The organism is Paenibacillus suaedae (assembly GCF_032337355.1).
Lineage (GTDB): Bacteria > Bacillota > Bacilli > Paenibacillales > Paenibacillaceae > Paenibacillus_B > Paenibacillus_B suaedae.
This window is the reverse complement of the sequence record NZ_JAVYAA010000002.1, coordinates 1,020,777-1,040,095: the sequence shown is the minus strand read 5'-3', so window position 1 is coordinate 1,040,095 and position 19,319 is coordinate 1,020,777. Positions and strand designations below refer to the sequence as shown.

20 protein-coding genes and 1 other annotated feature are annotated in these 19,319 nt (G+C 49.3%); of the genes, 19 read left to right on the top strand and 1 reads right to left on the bottom strand.

Annotated elements, in window-relative coordinates; translation table 11 throughout:
• Window positions 1-3: 3 nt before the first annotated feature.
• The 18 genes from RQP50_RS12545 to leuS all read left to right on the top strand — a co-directional run bounded on the left by RQP50_RS12545 (window position 4) and on the right by leuS (window position 17,622).
• The gene (locus RQP50_RS12545; protein ID WP_175560682.1) at window positions 4-147 is read left to right on the top strand and encodes a hypothetical protein; all 144 of its coding nucleotides are present in this window, start codon (window positions 4-6) and stop codon (window positions 145-147) included.
• Window positions 148-225: 78 nt separating this feature from the next.
• Window positions 226-885: a carbohydrate-binding family 9-like protein gene (locus RQP50_RS12540; RefSeq protein ID WP_315745647.1), complete on the top strand. Its 660-nt coding sequence runs from the start codon at window positions 226-228 to the stop codon at window positions 883-885.
• Between the two features lie 447 nt (window positions 886-1,332).
• The gene (spoVAC, locus tag RQP50_RS12535; RefSeq protein ID WP_021256862.1) at window positions 1,333-1,830 is read left to right on the top strand and encodes a stage V sporulation protein AC; all 498 of its coding nucleotides are present in this window, start codon (window positions 1,333-1,335) and stop codon (window positions 1,828-1,830) included.
• A gap of 45 nt (window positions 1,831-1,875) precedes the next feature.
• Window positions 1,876-2,898, top strand: a complete 1,023-nt coding sequence (gene spoVAD, locus RQP50_RS12530) for a stage V sporulation protein AD (RefSeq protein WP_021256861.1) — start codon at window positions 1,876-1,878, stop codon at window positions 2,896-2,898.
• A 6-nt stretch (window positions 2,899-2,904) separates the two neighbouring features.
• A complete protein-coding gene (spoVAE, locus tag RQP50_RS12525) occupies window positions 2,905-3,255 on the top strand; it encodes a stage V sporulation protein AE (RefSeq protein WP_021256860.1) in 351 nt (116 codons plus the stop codon).
• A 276-nt stretch (window positions 3,256-3,531) separates the two neighbouring features.
• On the top strand, window positions 3,532-4,488 hold the full coding sequence (locus RQP50_RS12520; RefSeq protein ID WP_072728932.1) for an AAA family ATPase: 957 nt from the start codon (window positions 3,532-3,534) through the stop codon (window positions 4,486-4,488).
• 3 nt (window positions 4,489-4,491) lie between these two features.
• Window positions 4,492-5,766: a DUF58 domain-containing protein gene (locus tag RQP50_RS12515; protein WP_315745646.1), complete on the top strand. Its 1,275-nt coding sequence runs from the start codon at window positions 4,492-4,494 to the stop codon at window positions 5,764-5,766.
• Window positions 5,763-8,030 (top strand): transglutaminase TgpA family protein, encoded by a 2,268-nt coding sequence (locus RQP50_RS12510; RefSeq protein ID WP_315745645.1) that lies wholly within the window; start codon window positions 5,763-5,765, stop codon window positions 8,028-8,030. The genes RQP50_RS12515 and RQP50_RS12510 overlap by 4 nt, the downstream gene beginning before the upstream one ends.
• Before the next feature lie 176 nt (window positions 8,031-8,206).
• Window positions 8,207-8,731 (top strand): YqeG family HAD IIIA-type phosphatase, encoded by a 525-nt coding sequence (locus RQP50_RS12505; protein WP_028531308.1) that lies wholly within the window; start codon window positions 8,207-8,209, stop codon window positions 8,729-8,731.
• An 11-nt stretch (window positions 8,732-8,742) separates the two neighbouring features.
• Window positions 8,743-9,846 carry a ribosome biogenesis GTPase YqeH gene (gene yqeH / locus RQP50_RS12500; protein ID WP_315745754.1) on the top strand — a complete coding sequence of 368 codons (1,104 nt, stop codon included), beginning with the start codon at window positions 8,743-8,745 and terminating at the stop codon, window positions 9,844-9,846.
• Window positions 9,847-9,891: 45 nt separating this feature from the next.
• The gene (gene aroE, locus RQP50_RS12495) at window positions 9,892-10,782 is read left to right on the top strand and encodes a shikimate dehydrogenase (protein WP_072728929.1); all 891 of its coding nucleotides are present in this window, start codon (window positions 9,892-9,894) and stop codon (window positions 10,780-10,782) included.
• Between the two features lie 120 nt (window positions 10,783-10,902).
• Window positions 10,903-11,193 (top strand): ribosome assembly RNA-binding protein YhbY, encoded by a 291-nt coding sequence (yhbY, locus tag RQP50_RS12490; RefSeq protein ID WP_021256853.1) that lies wholly within the window; start codon window positions 10,903-10,905, stop codon window positions 11,191-11,193.
• A gap of 21 nt (window positions 11,194-11,214) precedes the next feature.
• Entirely contained in the window at window positions 11,215-11,823 is a 609-nt protein-coding gene (gene nadD / locus RQP50_RS12485) for a nicotinate-nucleotide adenylyltransferase (protein ID WP_315745644.1), read from the top strand.
• Window positions 11,795-12,388 carry a bis(5'-nucleosyl)-tetraphosphatase (symmetrical) YqeK gene (yqeK, locus tag RQP50_RS12480; RefSeq protein WP_315745643.1) on the top strand — a complete coding sequence of 198 codons (594 nt, stop codon included), beginning with the start codon at window positions 11,795-11,797 and terminating at the stop codon, window positions 12,386-12,388. The genes nadD and yqeK overlap by 29 nt, the downstream gene beginning before the upstream one ends.
• A 63-nt stretch (window positions 12,389-12,451) precedes the next feature.
• Complete coding sequence (gene rsfS, locus RQP50_RS12475; RefSeq protein WP_021256850.1) at window positions 12,452-12,799, top strand: ribosome silencing factor; 348 nt, start codon at window positions 12,452-12,454, stop codon at window positions 12,797-12,799.
• Window positions 12,796-13,779 (top strand): CvfB family protein, encoded by a 984-nt coding sequence (locus RQP50_RS12470; protein ID WP_072728926.1) that lies wholly within the window; start codon window positions 12,796-12,798, stop codon window positions 13,777-13,779. The genes rsfS and RQP50_RS12470 overlap by 4 nt, the downstream gene beginning before the upstream one ends.
• A gap of 78 nt (window positions 13,780-13,857) precedes the next feature.
• Window positions 13,858-14,619 carry a class I SAM-dependent DNA methyltransferase gene (locus tag RQP50_RS12465; RefSeq protein ID WP_021257759.1) on the top strand — a complete coding sequence of 254 codons (762 nt, stop codon included), beginning with the start codon at window positions 13,858-13,860 and terminating at the stop codon, window positions 14,617-14,619.
• A 218-nt stretch (window positions 14,620-14,837) separates the two neighbouring features.
• Window positions 14,838-15,067 (top strand) — a binding site (T-box leader).
• A 104-nt stretch (window positions 15,068-15,171) separates the two neighbouring features.
• Window positions 15,172-17,622 (top strand): leucine--tRNA ligase, encoded by a 2,451-nt coding sequence (leuS, locus tag RQP50_RS12460; protein WP_174810700.1) that lies wholly within the window; start codon window positions 15,172-15,174, stop codon window positions 17,620-17,622.
• Here leuS and comER read toward each other — a convergent pair.
• On the bottom strand, window positions 17,603-18,448 hold the full coding sequence (comER, locus tag RQP50_RS12455) for a late competence protein ComER (protein WP_315745642.1): 846 nt from the start codon (window positions 18,446-18,448) through the stop codon (window positions 17,603-17,605). The genes leuS and comER overlap by 20 nt on opposite strands.
• A 165-nt stretch (window positions 18,449-18,613) precedes the next feature.
• Between comER and RQP50_RS12450 the strand changes: the two genes are divergently transcribed.
• The gene (locus RQP50_RS12450; RefSeq protein WP_315745641.1) at window positions 18,614-19,228 is read left to right on the top strand and encodes a ComEA family DNA-binding protein; all 615 of its coding nucleotides are present in this window, start codon (window positions 18,614-18,616) and stop codon (window positions 19,226-19,228) included.
• Window positions 19,229-19,319: the final 91 nt, after the last annotated feature.

The following is a 19,319-nucleotide window of genomic DNA, read 5'->3' as shown; positions in this document are numbered from 1 at the left end:
GTCATGAAGAAATCGAGAAACCGTACAGAGCTGCGAGGATTGCCTTGCGGCTCTTTTTGGTGTGAGCGGATGGAGCACGATGTCGCAATCTCTTATTATTCACAACCTATTCTATATGTGCGACATTTTCTATTGCTTGTTGGCTAACACGTGATACCTATTTAACTCGAAATCGATTACACTTGTGCTAGGACAACAATGATAGAGCATAAGGAGAGAGAGCGAATGACATCGGCTAAGCATCAAGGAATGCAACATACAGAGAATGATTTGCATAGACCGCTGGACTATCCATGTACCTATATGCCAAGCGGTACGCCAGATTGGAGCTTAACGGATTCGGTAGAGCTAGTAGATGTAGTAACGGGGGCAGCTCCACGCCAACAGACGAAGGTGAGGGCTTGCTGGACAGATACGACGTTCCATATGCAATTTGAATGCGAGGATGATTACATCGTCAGCCCATATACTGACCGGGATGATCCTTTGTACGAGGCGGATGTAGTAGAGTGCTTCATTGATCCTGACGGGGATGGCCGAGCTTATTATGAATTTAATGTAAGTCCGCATAATGTGATATTCGATGCTTACATTACGAACAATCCTGGCGAACCGAAGGGCTTCCATCCGGAATGGAATGCTGAGCATCTGCTATCCTCTGTGTCGTATGTCAATGTTCCAGTACGCAGAGTGATATATGAATTGGCGATTCGCTTTGAGGATTTGGAATGTACTACACCAGAAGTGGGCTCTCATTTCCGTCTGAACTGGTTCCGAATTGATCAAGATAAGCTTGGTGCTCGCACTTATGATGCTTGGGCTCCGACAGGTGCAGTTAATTTCCACATGCCAGAATGCTTCGGAACGATTCGATTTACGAAATAGAATAGTGGTTGATACGAGTAAGCGCCTTTCAGGCCCGTACTCAGCTTCTGTGCTGAGTGGGGACTGGGGGCGCTTATTTGTATAGCGAATAAACGAATCCTCCGAATATGGACATCCTGAAGGCTATTCTTCCTTAGCTTGTAGCGGATTATCAGGAACTGCATACACTAATGTATCGCATAGGGCCGTATCCAGTAATGCAGAGAGGAAGAGTGAATTTGGATAACAGGGTCATGGTACCGTTGTTCAGCTGTATTGTGCTTGTTCTGTTCGTCCTGCTCGCTATTTGCTTGCTTCTGCTGCACCTGCAGCGACTGTTGTAGGCTGTGCATGAAGGCAGTATGAGATACATGACATATTCCATCTCCGAAAGACAAATACTGTGTAGGAATGATGATGCATGTGAAATGATGAATGCTACACAAGTATGTTGCAGGAGGTGGAGATATGGCGTCATCAACGAAATCCGGAACACCGAAATGGAAATCAGGAAATTGGACGCTTTCTGAGCAAGAGTACAAGCAAATCGCCAGTCGACGGGAGCCCGCACGGACGGTAGGCAAAAATTGCATTCGTGCGTTCCTCGTTGGCGGAACGATTTGTTTGATTGGACAAGTTATCCAGCAGCTATATATGACGTATTTAGGAATGAGCGAGAAGGAGGCAGGCAACCCGACAGTCGTCACCTTAATTTTATTGTCCGTCATTCTTACATGCTTCGGCGTATACGACAAAATCGCACAGTGGGCAGGCGCGGGTACGGCCGTCCCGGTTACTGGCTTTGCCAATTCCATGTGTTCGGCGGCATTGGAGCATCGCAGTGAGGGCTTAGTACTGGGGGTAGGAGCGAACATATTCAAATTGGCAGGGTCGGTCGTCGTGTTCGGAACCGTAGCGGCGTTCTTCGTTGCGTTGATTTATTTGATCTTTGGACTCCAGCATTGACCTGCTGCCGCATTATGAACGCATGCATGAGGAAGGGGGATTTGGATGCAAATCGGACGTCATACATGGCGATTCCAGAGTGAGCCAGCGATCATTGGTACGGCAACAGTTGTGGGTCCTGATGAAGGAGAAGGGCCGCTGGCTGCTGACTTTGATTATATACATGATACGCTTGATATGCAGGAGAAAAGCTGGGAGAAAGCCGAACGTAAACTATTGGAGCAGGCGACGCAGCTTGCAATTGTTAATTCCCATATTACGCAGGACGATCTGAACTTTTTTGTCGGCGGGGATTTGCTTAATCAGATTATTAGCAATTCCTTCGCAGCGCGTACCCTGGGAGTTCCTTATATTGGCGTATTTGGTGCTTGTTCGACATCGATGGAATCGCTTGCGATTGCCTCTCTGCTTGTAGATTCGGGCAATGCGAACAAGGTGATGGCAGCTACTTGCAGCCATAACTGCACAGCGGAGAAGCAGTTCCGCTATCCGACCGAATATGGTTCCCAGAAGCCGCCTACGGCGCAATATACAGTAACAGGTGCTGGAGCAGCTGTAGTTGCCAAGGCAGAGAAGCAATACTCATCCATGCCTCGTGTGATTGCAGCTACGATCGGCAAGATTGTCGATCTCGGAATTAAGGATCCATTCAATATGGGGGCGGCAATGGCTCCAGCCGCAGTCGATACGATCCAGACTCACTTAAGCGATCTGGATCGCAAGCCTCAGGATTATGACTTGATTGTCACGGGCGACTTGGCATCCATCGGTCTGTCGATCGCCAATGATCTGTTCCAACAGAACGGACTGCATATGGAGCGGACAACTTTCAATGATTGCGGCCTTATGGTCTATGACTTGAACAAGCAGGCCGTACAAGCAGGGGGCAGTGGCTGCGGATGCTCGGCAGTCGTTACATACGGCCACATTCTGAAGCGTTTGCGCGAACGGAAGCTGAGACGTGTGCTTGTAGCTGCTACGGGAGCACTGCTCTCGCCGCTATCCTTCCAGCAAGGGGAGACGATTCCTTGCATTGCACACGCAGTAACGATTGAAATGAAGGGATGAAGCAGGATGATATATGTATGGGCATTTGTCATAGGCGGGTTAATCTGTGTAATCGGTCAGCTCATGTTCGATGTTGCCAAGCTGACTCCGGCGCACACGATGACGATTCTTGTTGTCGCAGGAGCGATTATCGACGGACTTGGCTGGTATGAGCCGCTTATTAAATTTGCAGGAGCAGGGGTAACCGTTCCGATTACGAGCTTCGGCAACTCTCTTGTACATGGAGCCTTGACCGAGATTAAAGCTTCCGGGTGGGTAGCACCTGTCAGCGGTATGTTCAAGACAACAAGTGCAGGCATTTCCGCTGCGATTGTGTTTTCCTTTTTAGCTGCTCTTGTCATTCGACCTAAGGGATGAGTGGAAGTTCTATTCAGATCTCGTCAATCGAATAAGGATACATGTAAAGTTCTGACGCTATTTCGATGGTGTCAGAGCTTTTTTTGTTGGTGATCACAATCCATGGTTTTAGCGATAAAACGAAGATATTTGACAAGATTCACCATGAATGGACATGTACGTTATTCCTTGAATGGTGTAAAATGAAAAAATGCATGAATTTTTAAAACGTTATCACGTGGAAAGTTACTAATTCTTCTACAAAATAATGAATGAACCCAATAGGAGGTCGTTGCCATGTCATCCTACCAATCATTGCATGCCCTAATGCGAAAGATGCAATCGACATTGGAACGATGTATTTTAGGTAAATCCCAAGAAATTGAACTTCTGCTGACAGCGATGCTGGCCGGAGGGCACGTTCTTATTGAAGATGTTCCCGGGACAGGCAAGACGCAACTTGTCAAATCATTAGCTCGTACGATGAATGGTTTATTTCGGCGAGTGCAGTGCAACCCGGATTTGCTTCCAACTGATATTACAGGTGTATTCATCTTCCATCCTAAGGATCAGCAATTTGTCTATCGTCCGGGCCCAATCATGGCGAATGTCCTGCTGGTAGACGAAATTAACCGTGCTACTACAAAGACACAATCTGCATTGCTTGAAGCAATGGAGGAACATCATATTACGGTAGATGGGCAGACTTTCTCTCTTCCTTCACCTTTTGTTATGTTTGCAACACAAAATCCGATTGAATTTGAAGGTACTTATGTACTTCCGGAAGCACAGCTGGATCGTTTCATGTTCAAGCTTAAGCTGGGGTATCCGGATGAGCAGACAGAGCGTACGATGCTGATTCGCCATGCGGAAGGTCTGCCATCGGAGAGAGCGGAGACTGTCACGGATATTGCCTCCATCAAGCTGATGCAGGAGGAAGTTCGCAATGTATATGTGGATGATGCAGTCGCGGCCTATATGATTGAGATCGTGCGGGCTACACGTGAACAAGCACATGTCCTGCTCGGAGCGAGCCCGCGCGCTTCCGTTGCCTTGATGCAGGCTGCGAAGGCGAGAGCATGGATGCATGAGCGGAATTTCGTTACGCCTGATGATGTGAAGGAACTGCTTCCTTTTGTATTGACGCACCGGATTGTATTGCGCATGGAGGCGAAAATGGAGGGCATTACAGCTCAGCATATTGTAAGCGGTATTACGGAGCGTGTTCGTGTACCAATCCGATTGGGGACGTAGCATATGAATCATTCGCAACGTATGTGGCAACGCAAAGGAGCTCGCAAGCGAACGATTATAGCTGTAGCCAGCATGTACGTCTCGTGTTTGTTCTATTTCTTATTTCAAGGCGGCAAGACGTCAGTCATGCTGCTAGCTATGGCGACTGTGCTGCTAGTGTATTGGGGTGTAGTGTTAGTTGGCGGCATTCGCAGCGTACGGGGAACAAGAATGCTTGGCGATGGATCAGGTGTCTTCTTTCCCGCCAATTCGCAATTATACGTTAACATCCGAGTCACTGTACCAGGTTGGCTCCCCATTCCTTACCTCGTCGTCCGTGATGAGCTCTGTCGCTTCGGCAGCAGCTGTAATACGATGGAGTCTGCAGTTGCTTTAGGTGCTGGCCGTTCGGCTGCAGTCACTTACCGGACTCCGTCTTTGGCAAGAGGATATTATGAATTTGCTCCAGCGATATGCAGTTCTAAGGATCTGTTCGGGTTGTTCGAGCAGTGTAGAAGCTTGAATGCGCCATCCGCCTTCTATGTGATGCCAACTGTCATACCTATTCCGAGGTGGACACACGCGGAGCGACAGGTAGGTCACGGTGTGCATGCAGCATCTTCTGTCCGTCATCACAGAGAATCTTCACAACAAAACGGTGTGCGTGAGTATGTGTACGGAGATAAATTATCTCGCATTCACTGGAATGCAACTGCGAAGACGGGGATGTTGAAGACAAGACAGTTCGATCCAGAGTCCCAATCGCCTATCATTGTTGTGTTGGATTGCCGTTCACTTTCCTATGAGGGAAATAAAACAGTGGCGGATGAAAAATTTGAAGCTGCTGTATCTACGATGGCATCTCTTGTACAATACGGTGCTCAGTGTCAACGCCCAACCTATGTGGCGGCTATCGGGGAGCGATTGAATTGGTGGACGGCTGATCAGGCCAAACCAGAAATTGCTGTATTTCGACAATGGATGTCTACTGTGCAGCTGGAATCATCAGAAGAGCAAGAACAACTGCTTGCAGCACTTACTGAGCATGCATTGATGCTTCACGGAGCCTCACTTGCTTTCATTAGCGGACATGCCTCTTCAGATGTGTTGATATATACGCGGACATTATCGAAGCTGGGGTGTTCCGGGAGCTTTATTCATGTGAAGGAAGAGGTGTCAGCCCCGCATAACGAGAGGAGTCAATCTCTTATACGCTTGCTGGCCTCTCAGCGCTTGCACTACATTTCCTTGTCTCAAGTACAAGATCTGCCGAAGCTTCTAGGAGGTGGGGCCGCATGAAGACGGAACAGCCGTACTCCGCTCCTTCACGTACCTCAACCGTACAGAAGGCTGCAGATGATCGAATACAAGTGTGGTTATCCTCCTATTGGACAGAGCGGATGATCTGGACCTGTATGATTGTGATGGTCTGGCAATGGCTTGTCATGCTGGAACCGTATTGGTACGACGAGACGTTAGCCATGTCGCGCATGTTCATGATTGGATTATGGGGTGCAGTTATGCTCTTCCCATGCCAATTCATAGGTAGACTGATCATAGCCCTCCCAGCTTTATGCTATATCGTGTATCGGAACCTCGTACAATTTGATATATGGACAGATGGTGGTGAACGGTGGGACAAGCTCCTTCAATTTCACCCTTACATCTGGTTTCTGCTAGGACTGTGGTTATGCTGCGAATCTCTTGTAGTGCTCGTGCAAGGCAAGGCGCGTGTTCTCTTATGGCTGCTTGTCCAAATTATGATCTTCGGCATACTGGATTCATTTACCGACGAAATATTGTGGATGCAGGTGGCGTGGATTGTTGGCGCGTCATTGATTTGGCTCATTTGTATTCACTATAAACAAATGAACACGGACTATCCGAACATATGGCGCGGATCCGTACGTTACCCGCTGCAAATGGGGCTGCTCGCTGTGTTCGTGATTTCTCTCATTATTTCTGTAGGGGTTAGTGTACCGGAAGTCAAGCCAATCTTGACTGACCCGTATACCGCTTGGAGCAATCGCTATGGCGATGGGAATAACCCGATGTCGGATCTCGTATCGAAGGTTACGGGTAGCGGGAGCGGATCTCGTACGAGCACGTCCGGTTACAGCCATTCGGATGCAGAGCTGGGCAATGGCTTTAACATGGACTATATGCCTGTTATGTCCGTAACAACGGAAATGCGCGGCTACTGGCGAGGGGAATCGAAGGACTGGTACACTGGACAGGGCTGGGATAAAACACCAAGACGCAATCCCATTTTTAGTCTTCGACAACAGCTCACAGCAGCGGATCAGCCTGCTCGAAACATTCCTACAAGAATGATTCAACAAACAATTACGATGCAAAATAAGGACTTGTATCCCGTGTTATTCGGTTTAGGAATGATTGAGTCGGTGGAGTCAATTAGTAATTCTCTTGAGGCGGTTCTGCGTTGGAACGAGCAGGAAGGGGAAGTCAGGTATGAAGATCCGAAGACAGATAAATACCCGACTAGCTACACTCTAACTTCGCGAGTCCCGATTTTTACCGAGGAAGATTTGCGCAAGTCATCACAGACAATATCTACAGATGCGGATCGATTCCAGAGATATTTGCAAATTCCAAATACGCTTCCGCAGCGAGTCAAGGATTTGGCGCAGGAATTAACACATGACGAAACTAACTATTACGACAAGGTAAAAAAGGTAGAAAATTATTTGCGTACGCAGTATCGATATACGAATGCGCCGAATTTATCCTTGCGCAAGAGCGAGGATTTCGTCGATGCCTTTTTGTTCGAAATCAAGGAAGGGTATTGCGATCACTTCTCAACATCGATGGCCATTCTTCTTCGTTCTGCTGGCATCCCAACACGCTGGGTGAAGGGATACGCACCAGGAACGCGTCAGAACGGGGACGCTCCCACTCATGAGCTGGCCGAGCAATCGCAGGACAGTGGAGCTGGCACGTATCAGGTGACGAATGCAGAGGCTCATTCCTGGGTCGAAGTATACATGGGTGACTATGGCTGGGTTGCGTTTGAGCCGACGCCTGGCTTCACCTATCCGCGTCTGCAACAGGAAGAGAAGAAGCCGGAGCCAGAGAAGAAGGAAGAACAGAAGCCGGAAGAGAAGCAAGAGGAGAAGAAGCCAGAACCGAAGCAGGAGCGGCAAGACGCATCACTTCCAGCTTGGCTCGTTCAGGGGGCGAAGTGGATTGTTATCGTGATGGCGGCCGTATGTTTTCTTCTATTATTGTGGAAATGGAGAACGATCGGCTTCTCCCTGCGGTTCTTCTGGCTGCTGAAGCGTAATTTAACCTACAAGGAACAGATCATTTTGCATACAGACTTGTGGCTAAGCTATTGCAGATGGAAGGGCATGCGCAAGGGAGCGCATGAGACTGTGCGTGAAGCTGCCAAGAGATGGTCGGATCAGCGAGAGGGCAGAAGCGCTCCAGCGGCAGTGATCGTCAATAAGTTCGAGCAGGCGAAGTATGGCGGGCATCCTGTAATGGAATCAGATGTGAAGCAACTGAAAGAAGCAATTCGGGCGTACAAACACATCGGATAACAGGTTATATAGCATGTGACCATTTTCCAATAAGTAGTTGTTTTTGCGAATCCAATGCGAGGAAGATGTATCCGTAAATGTGGCAAATGAAAGTCGTTCCGCATAGGAACGGCTTTTTTTTGCACGAAAAACAAAGAATATGGTATAGTTTTTCGTATGAAAACGAGGTGACCGCTTTGTTGGAAAGGCTTATTCCCCGTCTTCGGGTTCGTACGGTGTACGATATTAACCTTGCGGAGCTGATGGACAAAGGATACAAGGGAATTATTACGGATTTGGATAATACGCTTGTAGGCGCGAAGGAACCTTTGGCAACGCCCGAATTAACGGCTTGGCTTGAACAAGCCCAGCAAATGGGGTTTCAAGTGGTGATTGTGTCGAATAACGATCATCCGCGAGTATCCCGGTTTGCGACGCCGCTCAATATTCCGTTTGTGAATTCAGCACGGAAGCCTTCGCAACGGGCCTTTCATCAAGCATTGAAGCTGATGGGGCTGACACCTGAGCAAGCGGTGGTAGTTGGAGATCAAATGTTGACCGATGTGCTCGGAGGCAACCGCATCGGGATGTATACGATATTAGTTGATCCAATCGCAATCCAAGATGAGGGTTGGATGACACGCATTAATCGGCGAGTCGAACGCATCGTAACGAAACGTTTTCGTAAAAAAGGAATGTGGCACGAGGAGGAACGACATTGACAGAAGAACAAATGGCACGGAAATGCAGCGGCTGCGGTACAGCTCTGCAAACGGAGAGTCCGGAAGCATCCGGGTACGTGCCGGCAAAAGCGTTGGAACGGACGCCTGTAATTTGCCAGCGCTGCTTTCGGATAAAAAATTATAATGAAGCAATATCCGTCGCATTCGATCAGGACGAGTTTCTTCGCCTATTGGGACGTATCGGCGAGGAAGACGCGCTCGTCATACACATTGTCGATCTATTCGACTTTGACGGCAGTATTATTTCCGGCTTGCAGCGATTTGTGGGGACTAACCCAGTACTGCTCGTCGTGAACAAAATCGATTTGCTGCCGAAGGTAACGAATTGGAATCGCATCATCAATTGGGTACAGCGCCAAGCGAAGGAACACGGCATTCGGATTGTAGACATTGCGCTCGTGAGCGCGAAGCGCAATCTTGGCTTCGACCGGTTGATCGATCAGGTTTCCGAGTGGCGCGGCAATCGCGATGTCTATGTCGTTGGTGCAACGAATGTAGGCAAGTCAACATTAATTAACCGCTTGATTCGGGACTATAGCGATTTGGACGGCGAGCTTACCACTTCTCGCTACCCGGGAACGACGCTTGATATGATCCATATCCCGCTTGACGATGGTAAGCATATCATTGATACACCGGGGATTGTGTACAAGAGCCGCTTGACGGAGCTTGCGAGCCGTGAGGACTTATCTTCCCTGCTGCCGGACAAATCATTGAAGCCACTGGTATACCAATTAAATGAAGGGCAAACGTTGTTCTTTGGCGCGTTCGCTCGATTTGATTTCGTGGAAGGCGAGCGTCAATCCTTCACTTGCTACTTGTCGAACGATCTTCCGATCCATCGGACGAAGCTGGAACGTGCGGACGAGCTCTATCGTGATCACCGCGGCGAGCTGCTCGCTCCACCGACTCGCGAACGAATTGACGAGCTTCCAGCATGGACGAAGCACCAGCTTCGCATTGGGCGTGGAGGAGATACAGACGTGTTCATTTCCGGCTTGGGCTGGATCAAGTGCAACGGTACAACTGGCGCGCTGGTTGAGATCCATGCGCCTAAGGGAGTTAAGGTGCTGGCACGCCACTCCTTAATTTAATTTTCGAAAGAGAAGAGACAGTCAATAAGCAGGGGGATGGGGTTCATGCCGGATAAGGATGCATCATATTCGAACAATCTTGTAATGAACATGAATAGCAGTTCCAAGGTGTATGCGGTAATCGGGGATCCGATTGCACATTCCAAGTCGCCGCTCATGCACAATGCAGCCTTGCAGGCGATGGACGTGAACGGGATATATACTGCATTTCATGTAAGGCCAGAACAGCTTGAATATGCCGTAGCAGGCATTCGCGCACTTGGTCTCGGAGGGGTGAACGTTACCATTCCGCATAAGGAGCGGGTGATGGCTTATTTGGATGAGGTTGATGGCAGCGCTCTGGTGATTGGTGCGGTCAATACGATTGTCCAACGTGACGGCAAGCTGCATGGTTACAACACGGATGGTCTTGGATATGTTCGTTCCTTGAAGGAAGAGATGCAAGCAGATATCCCATCCTCCCGCATTGTAATTATAGGGGCTGGCGGTGCGGCTCGGGGGATTGCGCACGCTCTTCTTACAGAGGGCTGCAAGGAGCTCATCATTGCAAATCGTACGGTGGAGCGAGCGCAGTCACTTGCGGACGACTTGTCGGGACTCGGCAATGTAAGAGCAGTTATGTTGGGCGATGCGCCTGCAATTGCGCCGAACGATGTTGACATCGTCATTCAGACAACTTCCGTCGGTATGCATCCCCATATAGAGGCGTCACCCGTGTCCGCGGAATGGCTGCAAGCCCATATGCTTGTAAGTGACATCATCTATAATCCACTAGAGACAGCCCTGCTGCAAGCAGCAAAGGCGAAGGGGTGCCGGATTCATAATGGGCTCGGCATGTTCGTTCATCAAGGGGCAATCGCATTTGAATTGTGGACAGGCTTGAAGGCCCCGACAGCGCTTATGCGGCAGCGCGTACTTGAGACGCTGCAATCCTAATTTCAAGATGTGGATACTCTAATACAGAAGCCATTAAGGCACGAAGGAGTCGCACGTTCCAGATATGGAGAGTAGGCTCATTACTATCACTCATGAATAGATAAGGCAGGTTAAACTTATATGCTAACGGGTAAACAAAAACGCTATCTTCGCTCTCTTGCACATCATCTGCAGCCTATTTTCCAAGTAGGCAAGGGCGGTATGAATGATCAACTCGTACGTCACGTTGAGGATGCAATCGAGAAACGCGAATTGATGAAAGTATCGGTATTGAACAATTGTTTGGAAGATCCGCGCGAAATCGCAGAGGAGCTTGCTTCACGCTCCGGATCCGAACTTGTTCAAGTCATAGGCAAAACGATCGTGCTGTACAAGGAATCGACAGATAACAAGCAGATTGAACTGCCATAACGATCACTGGAGGGCTACCGAATGAAGTTCGTAGGGATCATGGGCGGGACTTTTGACCCTATTCATCTCGGGCATCTAGTGGCAGCGGAATGCGCTAGGGAGACAGCTTCCTTAGATGAGGTATGGTTCATGCCAGCGCATGTGCCGCCGCATAAAGCGCATCGACCAGCTGCTTCTGCGGAGCAGCGCTTGGAAATGGCGAGGCTGGCGGTGCAAAGTAATCCGCATTTTCGAGTGTGCGACTGGGAGATTAAGCATGGCGGTGTATCCTACACGCTAGACACTGTCCAAGGGTTGCGCCGGGAGTATCCCGACGTCAAGTGGGCGTGGATTATCGGCGGCGATATGGTCGCTTACTTGCCCCAGTGGCATCACATCGATGAGCTGATGGAACAGATTCGATTTGTTGGATTGCATCGTCCTGGATCAAGCTGGGATGCTGCCAAGCTGCCTGCTGCGTGGTCTTCTCGGCTCATCGAGAGCGAGATGCCGCAGATGGATATCTCATCGACCGATATTCGGCAGCGATTGGCCGAAGGGCGATCGATCAAGTATATTGTGCCGGACGAGGTTCAACAGTATATAGCAAGGTGGGGTCTATATGAATCGGACGCGCGAACAACTGATTGAGGCTGTACAATCCCAGATGCCAGCTGTAAGATGGCAGCATACGCAAGGGGTTATGACAACAGCCGTTCAACTGGCCAAGAAGTATGGAGCAGACCCGAATAAGGCGGATATCGCGGCCATACTGCACGATGTAGCAAAGTACTGGCAGACAGATCGAATGGAACAGATGATTCGGGAACATAGCATGCCATCCGAATTGCTGGAGTATGACAAGCAATTATGGCATGCGCCTGTGGGCGCACATGTGGCGCAGCATGAATATGGAATTGAAGATGTAGAAATACTGGATGCAATCAAGTACCATACTTCCGGCAGAGAGAAGATGACCCTGTTGGATAAGGTAGTGTGTCTGGCAGATTACATCGAGCCGGGGCGGGATTTCCCTGGAGTTGATCATATACGTGAACTGGCGGAGCAGAATCTAAATACGGCGTTAATTGCCGGATTTGACTCGACCATTCGATTCTTGATTGAGCGCCGCCGCCGGGTATTCCCGCTGACGATCCTTGCTCGCAATGGGCTGATCCTCGAACTGGAGGCAGAACTTGAACTGTCAGCAACTTAATCACGAAATGGGCTTAGAAATACAAGAATAAGAATGGCTCAAACACAATGTGGAGGTAATTGAATGGCAGACAACATTAAACAATTGCTCGAAATCGCCGTAAGTGCGGCTGAAGATAAGAAAGCGATGGATCTTATTGCGCTTGACCTGCAAGGCATATCCCTTATTGCAGATTACTTCGTAATCTGCCACGGCAACTCGGATACACAAGTTCAAGCGATTACGAACGAAATTCGCAAGCGTGTGCATGAGGTAGGCGGACATGTGCGTGGTACAGAAGGATTTGACTCCGCACGCTGGGTTCTCATTGATTTGGGTGACGTAATCGTGCACGTGTTCCACCGCGAAGAACGCGAGTACTACAACATTGAGAAGCTGTGGTCCGATGCGAAAGTTGTGGAGTTTGCATGATTTGGGAAGCAGGAACGATTCAACGATTAATAATCGACCGTGAAGTATCTCCGTACGGATATTTCTTGACGAACGGAGAGCAGGACGTGTTGCTGCATTATACAGAGCTTACGGGCAAAGTAGAGCCTGGCGATTACGTGGAAGTGTTTTTATACTATGACACGGAAGATCGCATTGCTGCGACAATGAAGCGTCCGCTGTTGACACTCGGAGAGATTGCTAAGCTTACGGTAGCGGATATTCATCCGAAGTACGGCTGCTTCCTGGAGATGGGGATTGGGCGTCAGCTGTTGCTTCCGAAGGGAGAGCTTCCCGAGTTCGAGCCGCTTCACCCGAAGGTTGGCGATGAGGTATATGTCCGGATGGAACAGGATCGCTACGGACGACTTATTGCACTGCCAGCTCGTGAAGATGATTTGGTTCCTTATATGTTCGCAGCTCCTGAGTCTTGGAACAACACATGGCGCGATGCGGTCGTGTACCGTCCTCTCAAGATGGGAACGTTCGTAGTTGTAGACGGCGCGCCTGTTGGAGAAGGTGTTATTGGATTCATACATGAATCGCTTCGTCCGCGCCTGCTTCGTCTAGGTGAGTCTGTCCGTGTTCGCATTACGCATGTGCGTGAGGATGGCCGCGTTAACGTTACGATGGCAGAACGCAAAGAAGTCGGCATGGATCAAGATGCTGAACGCTTGTTCACCTTCTTGAAGGAGCGTCCGAACGGCACAATGCCATATTCCGATGAGACGCCTGCCGATATTGTGAAGCAGCGCTTTGGCATTAGCAAGTCAGCATTCAAGCGTGCTATCGGCCGCTTGCTGAAGGCAGGTCTCATTCGTCAAAATGGGAATTGGACCGAATTGACGGAAACGGCTGCTGCAATGGATACGGCACAGCTTCACAAGGCACTGTCGGCGGCACAAGCCGAAGCGCGTGAAGCACATAAGGCTCGCTCGCACGGCACCGACAATGCACGCTAAGTCCTTCGTTCAACATGCATTACGAATGATGGAATGATGGAATGAGGGAACAACCTCCGGCAGGGGAAGTGAAAATAGATGATTTCATATGGGCGTGTAGCGGAGGTCTATGACCGCTTAATGGAGGACATGCCATACGACCAGTGGGTGTCATTTGCTCGGCAGGCCTGGGAACGATTTGGAAGCGGCGAGGTTCGTTCTATCGTTGACCTTGGCTGTGGAACCGGGAGTACGGCATTGCCACTGGCGAAGCTCGGTTATGATGTAATCGGCATCGATATTTCAGAATCGATGCTGTCAATTGCGAGCAGCAAGGGAATAGAGGCTGGACCGCTGAAGGGCGACGTGCGTTGGGTGAATCAGGATATGTGCGATTGGGCCATGCCTGGAGAAGCGGATGCCGTCGTTTCGTTCTGTGACAGCTTGAACTATGTGACAGAAGAGGACGACGTGAAACGTGCTTTTCAAGCTACCTATAACAACTTGAGATCTGGCGGCGTTTTCTTGTTCGATGTGCTTCATGTCCGTCAATTCGAACATTATGCGGAGACCCAGCCTTTTGCCTATGATGATGAAGATATCTCTTACATTTGGTTTTCGGATTATGATGAAGAACGCCAGGAGATTGAGCACCAGCTGACCTTGTTCGTTCGTCAGCAGTCCGGAGGCTTGTACGAGCGTATTGACGAGGAGCATGTTGAACGCGCCTATGATCCAGACTGGTTAGAACGTATGCTGAAAGAAGCTGGTTTCGATCATGTCGAGCAATTTGCGGACTTTGAATGGCAGTCGCCGGACGAAGAGTCGCGCCGAATCTTTTTTGTTGCAGTGAAGCCATAAAGATAGATGTGCATAGTTTCTGAAGATGCATGTGATATGCACATTGATCCGTCGTGAGATGTAGAATTCGGTGTTACTTTCTCAATTCAAGGCGAATGAACAAGAAAGATTTGGAGTTGCATGGCGATCATTGACAATAAGAAAATTTTTCATTATGATATAGCTACTTGCATCTATTTGGATGCATCATAATCATATTCAAGCTGAATAGGTAGAATGGAAAGACTTCGAAGAGGAATAGTACCTTAGGTCCCATCTTCAGAGAGCCGGCGGTTGGTGCAAGCCGGTGATGGTGCAGAAGCGAACTCGCCTCAGAGTCGCGCAGCAGAATCGGGAGCGGTAAGCTGCGACGTATTGCCAGCGTTAATGGTGTAAAGGGAGTGGATAGCAAAGCATGCTGTCCGCTAACTAGGGTGGTACCACGGGAATAATGCCTCTCGTCCCTAGCGATAATCGCTAAGGATGGGAGGCTTTTTTAATCACATTTATTCATTGCCACAAGTATGACGGACATGCGCGAGCAGCCGTCTGGGCATCGTAGGAGGAGTAAGCATGAGTCAAGAAGCGAAGCAGCCGCACGGTTACGTGCCGCAGCAGATCGAGCCGAAATGGCAATCCTATTGGGATGAACATAAGACATTTGCAACGACAGAAGATGAGAACAAGCCGAATTTCTATGCACTGGATATGTTCCCATATCCATCTGGCGCCGGACTTCATGTAGGACACCCGGAAGGATATACGGCTACAGATATCATGTCTCGTTACAAGCGCATGCAAGGATACAATGTCCTTCATCCGATGGCATGGGACGCATTCGGCCTTCCAGCTGAGCAATATGCGATCGATACGGGACAGCATCCGCGTGAATTCACGGTAAAGAATATCGACAACTTCCGTCGTCAGATCAAGTCCTTGGGCTTCTCTTATGATTGGGATCGTGAGTTCAGCACAACTGATCCGGAATATTACAAGTGGACGCAGTGGATCTTTATTCAATTGTACAAGAGAGGACTCGCTTACGTTGCAGAAGTTCCTGTTAACTGGTGTCCAGCCCTCGGTACAGTACTTGCGAATGAGGAAGTCATCGATGGCCGTTCGGAGCGTGGTAACCACCCAGTTATTCGTAAGCCAATGCGTCAGTGGGTATTGAAGATTACGGAGTATGCAGAGCGTTTGTTGCAAGATCTGGATGAGCTTGACTGGCCGGAGAGCTTGAAAGACATGCAGCGCAATTGGATTGGGAAGTCCAAGGGAGCTGAAGTTCGCTTTGTAATCGACGGTCACGAAGAGGAACTGGTTGTATTTACAACTCGTCCAGATACGCTGTTCGGTGCAACTTACTGTGTCATGGCTCCTGAGCATGAGCTTGTCGAACGCATCACGACAGCTGAACAGCAGGCTGCTGTGAAGGCATATCAAGAGCAGGCGGCACGCAAGAGCGATCTGGAACGTACGGATTTGGCGAAGGATAAGACGGGTGTATTCACAGGCAGCTATGCGGTGAACCCGGCGAATGGAGCGAAGCTTCCAATCTGGATCTCGGATTATGTGCTTGCTGGATACGGTACAGGTGCAATTATGGCTGTTCCTGGACATGATCAGCGCGACTGGGAATTTGCGAAGCAATTTGACCTGCCGATCATCGAAGTGATTGAAGGCGGCAATGTGCAGGAAGAAGCATATTCCGGCGATGGAGCTCATGTGAATTCAGAATTCCTGAACGGAATGGACAATGCGGCTGCAATGGCGCGCATGATTGAATGGCTTGAAGCAGAAGGCAAGGGCGAAGGCAAGGTAACGTATCGCCTGCGCGACTGGTTGTTCAGCCGTCAACGCTACTGGGGAGAGCCGATTCCAATTCTTCATCTGGAAGACGGAACAATGAAGCCTGTACCGGAATCCGAACTTCCGCTTACACTGCCGGATGTCGATCAGATTCGTCCATCGGGTACTGGAGAATCTCCGCTTGCGAACGTAGACGAATGGGTGAACACAGTTGATCCGGAGACAGGCATGAAGGCTCGCCGTGAAACGAATACAATGCCGCAATGGGCGGGAAGCAGCTGGTACTACCTGCGCTACATCGATCCGCACAATAACGATGAAATCTGCTCCAAAGAGAAGCAAAAGAAATGGCTTCCAGTTGATTTGTACATTGGCGGCGTTGAGCATGCGGTTCTTCACTTGCTGTATGCACGCTTCTGGCACAAGGTATTGTTCGACCTTGGTGTCGTAGATACGAAGGAGCCATTCCAGAAGCTTGTTAACCAAGGGATGATCCTTGGTACAAATGGTGAGAAAATGTCTAAGTCCCGCGGCAATGTCATCAATCCAGATGATATTGTGAACGAGTTCGGCGGCGATACGCTGCGCATCTATGAAATGTTCATGGGTCCACTGGAAGCGACGAAGCCATGGAACACGAATGGTGTAGAAGGAAGCTACCGATTCTTGAGCCGCATCTGGCGCTTGTTCATTAACGAGGAGACAGGAGCCCTGAACAGCAAGATTGCTGACGGAACGGATGGAGCAGATCCGGCCTTCGTTCGTACATGGCACAAGACCATCAAGAAGGTGACGGAAGACATCGAAGGATTCCGCTTCAATACGGCAATCAGTCAATTGATGATCTTCATCAATGAGGCGTATAAGACAGAGGTTCTTCCACGCCAAGCGATGGAGAACTTCGTTCAATTGCTGGCACCGCTCGCGCCACATATCGCGGAAGAATTGTGGCAGCGTCTTGGCTACCAAGAGTCGATTACGTACGCTGCGTGGCCGACTTATGATGAGTCGCTTACAGTTGATGCGGAAGCAGAAATTGTTATTCAAGTGAATGGCAAGATTGTATGCCGTGCAAATGTAGCAGCAGATGCTGACGAAGAAGCAATGCAGCAAAAAGCGATGTCCCTCACGAACGTTCAGGATGCCATCGCTGGCAAGACGGTTCGCAAAGTCATCGCAGTAAAAGGCAGACTTGTTAACATTGTGGTCGGTTAAGTTCTTCGCCAAATAGTTGGGATTCGACCTTGTGTAGATCCTCCTCATATTTGGCATGGGTGACTTGAATGAGCTGCTGGAATACCCCATCCAGCTCACCATCCAACAGACGGAGCGCCTCGGCGGTAATGCCGCCGGGGACTGCTACCCGCTGTCTCAAGTGCTCAAGGCTGAATCCTCCCTCCGTTAGCAGCTTGCCAGTACCAAGCAGCATCTCGCTGGCCAGGCGCTCTGCCTCATTCCTTTCGATTCCTGTAACTTCAACTGCAGCCTCTATCCATTTCTGCGCGAAAAAGGCGATAAATGCCGGCCCACAGCTTGAGATATCCGAAGTGATGCGCGTATACTGCTCGGATACCTGAACTGGACGGCTAATGGACATCATCAACTGTTCCAATAGCAGCCTGTCTTCTGTTTGAATTCTGCTTCCATACATACATAAGGATGCTCCGCTCCATACATAATTCGTAACACTTGGTATAATTTTTGCTATCTTGCAGGACAGCTGCCGCTCCAAATGGCTAATGAGCACTGGACTCGTTATCGATACAACGATGAGAGAAGGCTTTACATATTGTGCGATTTCGTTCAGAACGGCTTTGAATTCTGAAGGCTTCACACATAAAAAGACGATATCGCTTTCTTGTACAGTTTCTACATTGCAGCTGGCCAATTGCAGCCCAGGATATTGTGCAGCCAGCTGTTGAACCTTATTCCTCGTGCGATTGCTTGCGATAAGCTGAGATGGTTCCAATGCACCTGATTGAATAAGTGCTTCAATGATCGTAGACCCCATGCTTCCCGTACCTATAAACCCGACTTTCAAGTACGTTCCCTCCCTTTGCTTCTGCCTATTCCGCTGTTGTCGTAGGACGTGATTATGTTCACTTCGTATTCATTTGTGATGAACACAAGTTTATCAAGCTTATTGATCCATATGATGACATGGTTGACCATTATGCCGTCATTCGCTGACGAAGGGTGTGGTGACATGAGAGAAGGAATGAGGAAGACCAGTGCATTGCCAATGCGCTGGCTAATTGCAATGAGTCTAGCAGTAATCGGTGTTGCAATCTGTATGTGGATATGGGTGAAGCCGCAAGGGTCACTGCAAGCAGGGACTTGGGCGGATTTGAATGATGAGATTGAATCGATAATGGCTGCTGAAGGGAAGGAAGCCCAGATCACGGAATCGAAGATGTCTTCGAAGTCGATTCCCGCTGCGGAACAACATGCACAGAACAAGCAGCAGTCTTCCGTATCGACAGTAGCCCATAAGGATAATGGTGCTGATGCGGGAAAGGGAGAACAATCGGAGGCCGCTAGTTTACTTCCTTCAACGGATGTCCTTAAGACGGAGAAGGAGCATTCCAGTGCATCTGGGAACAAGGGAGCTAAGGGAGCTGAATCCCAACTTCTTAACATTAATGAAGCTGATGCATCTGCACTGGTGACACTTCCAGGTATTGGCCCGAGTAAAGCGAAAGCAATCATTGAATATCGCGAGAAGAAGGGGGCCTTCCGCCGCGTTGACGATCTCATGAAGGTGAAGGGAATCGGCAAGAAGATGATGGCCAAGATCCGGGATCAGGTACGTGTGGAATAAAATGCGTGAAATGTGCAACATTGTGATGTCTTTAGTTGCATGAATGCGCAGGCCTGCTTACAATAAGGGTAACATACACAACATAGACAAA

Excerpts from the sequence above, each read along its gene's own strand:
- RQP50_RS12545 (WP_175560682.1), top strand. The coding sequence starts at position 4 with ATGAAGAAATCGAGAAACCGTACAGAGCTGCGAGGATTGCCTTGCGGC.
- RQP50_RS12540 (WP_315745647.1), top strand. The coding sequence starts at position 226 with ATGACATCGGCTAAGCATCAAGGAATGCAACATACAGAGAATGATTTG.
- spoVAC (WP_021256862.1), top strand. The coding sequence starts at position 1,333 with ATGGCGTCATCAACGAAATCCGGAACACCGAAATGGAAATCAGGAAAT.
- spoVAD (WP_021256861.1), top strand. The coding sequence starts at position 1,876 with ATGCAAATCGGACGTCATACATGGCGATTCCAGAGTGAGCCAGCGATC.
- spoVAE (WP_021256860.1), top strand. The coding sequence starts at position 2,905 with ATGATATATGTATGGGCATTTGTCATAGGCGGGTTAATCTGTGTAATC.
- RQP50_RS12520 (WP_072728932.1), top strand. The coding sequence starts at position 3,532 with ATGTCATCCTACCAATCATTGCATGCCCTAATGCGAAAGATGCAATCG.
- RQP50_RS12515 (WP_315745646.1), top strand. The coding sequence starts at position 4,492 with ATGAATCATTCGCAACGTATGTGGCAACGCAAAGGAGCTCGCAAGCGA.
- RQP50_RS12510 (WP_315745645.1), top strand. The coding sequence starts at position 5,763 with ATGAAGACGGAACAGCCGTACTCCGCTCCTTCACGTACCTCAACCGTA.
- yqeH (WP_315745754.1), top strand. The coding sequence starts at position 8,743 with ATGGCACGGAAATGCAGCGGCTGCGGTACAGCTCTGCAAACGGAGAGT.
- aroE (WP_072728929.1), top strand. The coding sequence starts at position 9,892 with ATGCCGGATAAGGATGCATCATATTCGAACAATCTTGTAATGAACATG.
- yhbY (WP_021256853.1), top strand. The coding sequence starts at position 10,903 with ATGCTAACGGGTAAACAAAAACGCTATCTTCGCTCTCTTGCACATCAT.
- nadD (WP_315745644.1), top strand. The coding sequence starts at position 11,215 with ATGAAGTTCGTAGGGATCATGGGCGGGACTTTTGACCCTATTCATCTC.
- yqeK (WP_315745643.1), top strand. The coding sequence starts at position 11,795 with ATGAATCGGACGCGCGAACAACTGATTGAGGCTGTACAATCCCAGATG.
- rsfS (WP_021256850.1), top strand. The coding sequence starts at position 12,452 with ATGGCAGACAACATTAAACAATTGCTCGAAATCGCCGTAAGTGCGGCT.
- RQP50_RS12470 (WP_072728926.1), top strand. The coding sequence starts at position 12,796 with ATGATTTGGGAAGCAGGAACGATTCAACGATTAATAATCGACCGTGAA.
- RQP50_RS12465 (WP_021257759.1), top strand. The coding sequence starts at position 13,858 with ATGATTTCATATGGGCGTGTAGCGGAGGTCTATGACCGCTTAATGGAG.
- leuS (WP_174810700.1), top strand. The coding sequence starts at position 15,172 with ATGAGTCAAGAAGCGAAGCAGCCGCACGGTTACGTGCCGCAGCAGATC.
- RQP50_RS12450 (WP_315745641.1), top strand. The coding sequence starts at position 18,614 with ATGAGAGAAGGAATGAGGAAGACCAGTGCATTGCCAATGCGCTGGCTA.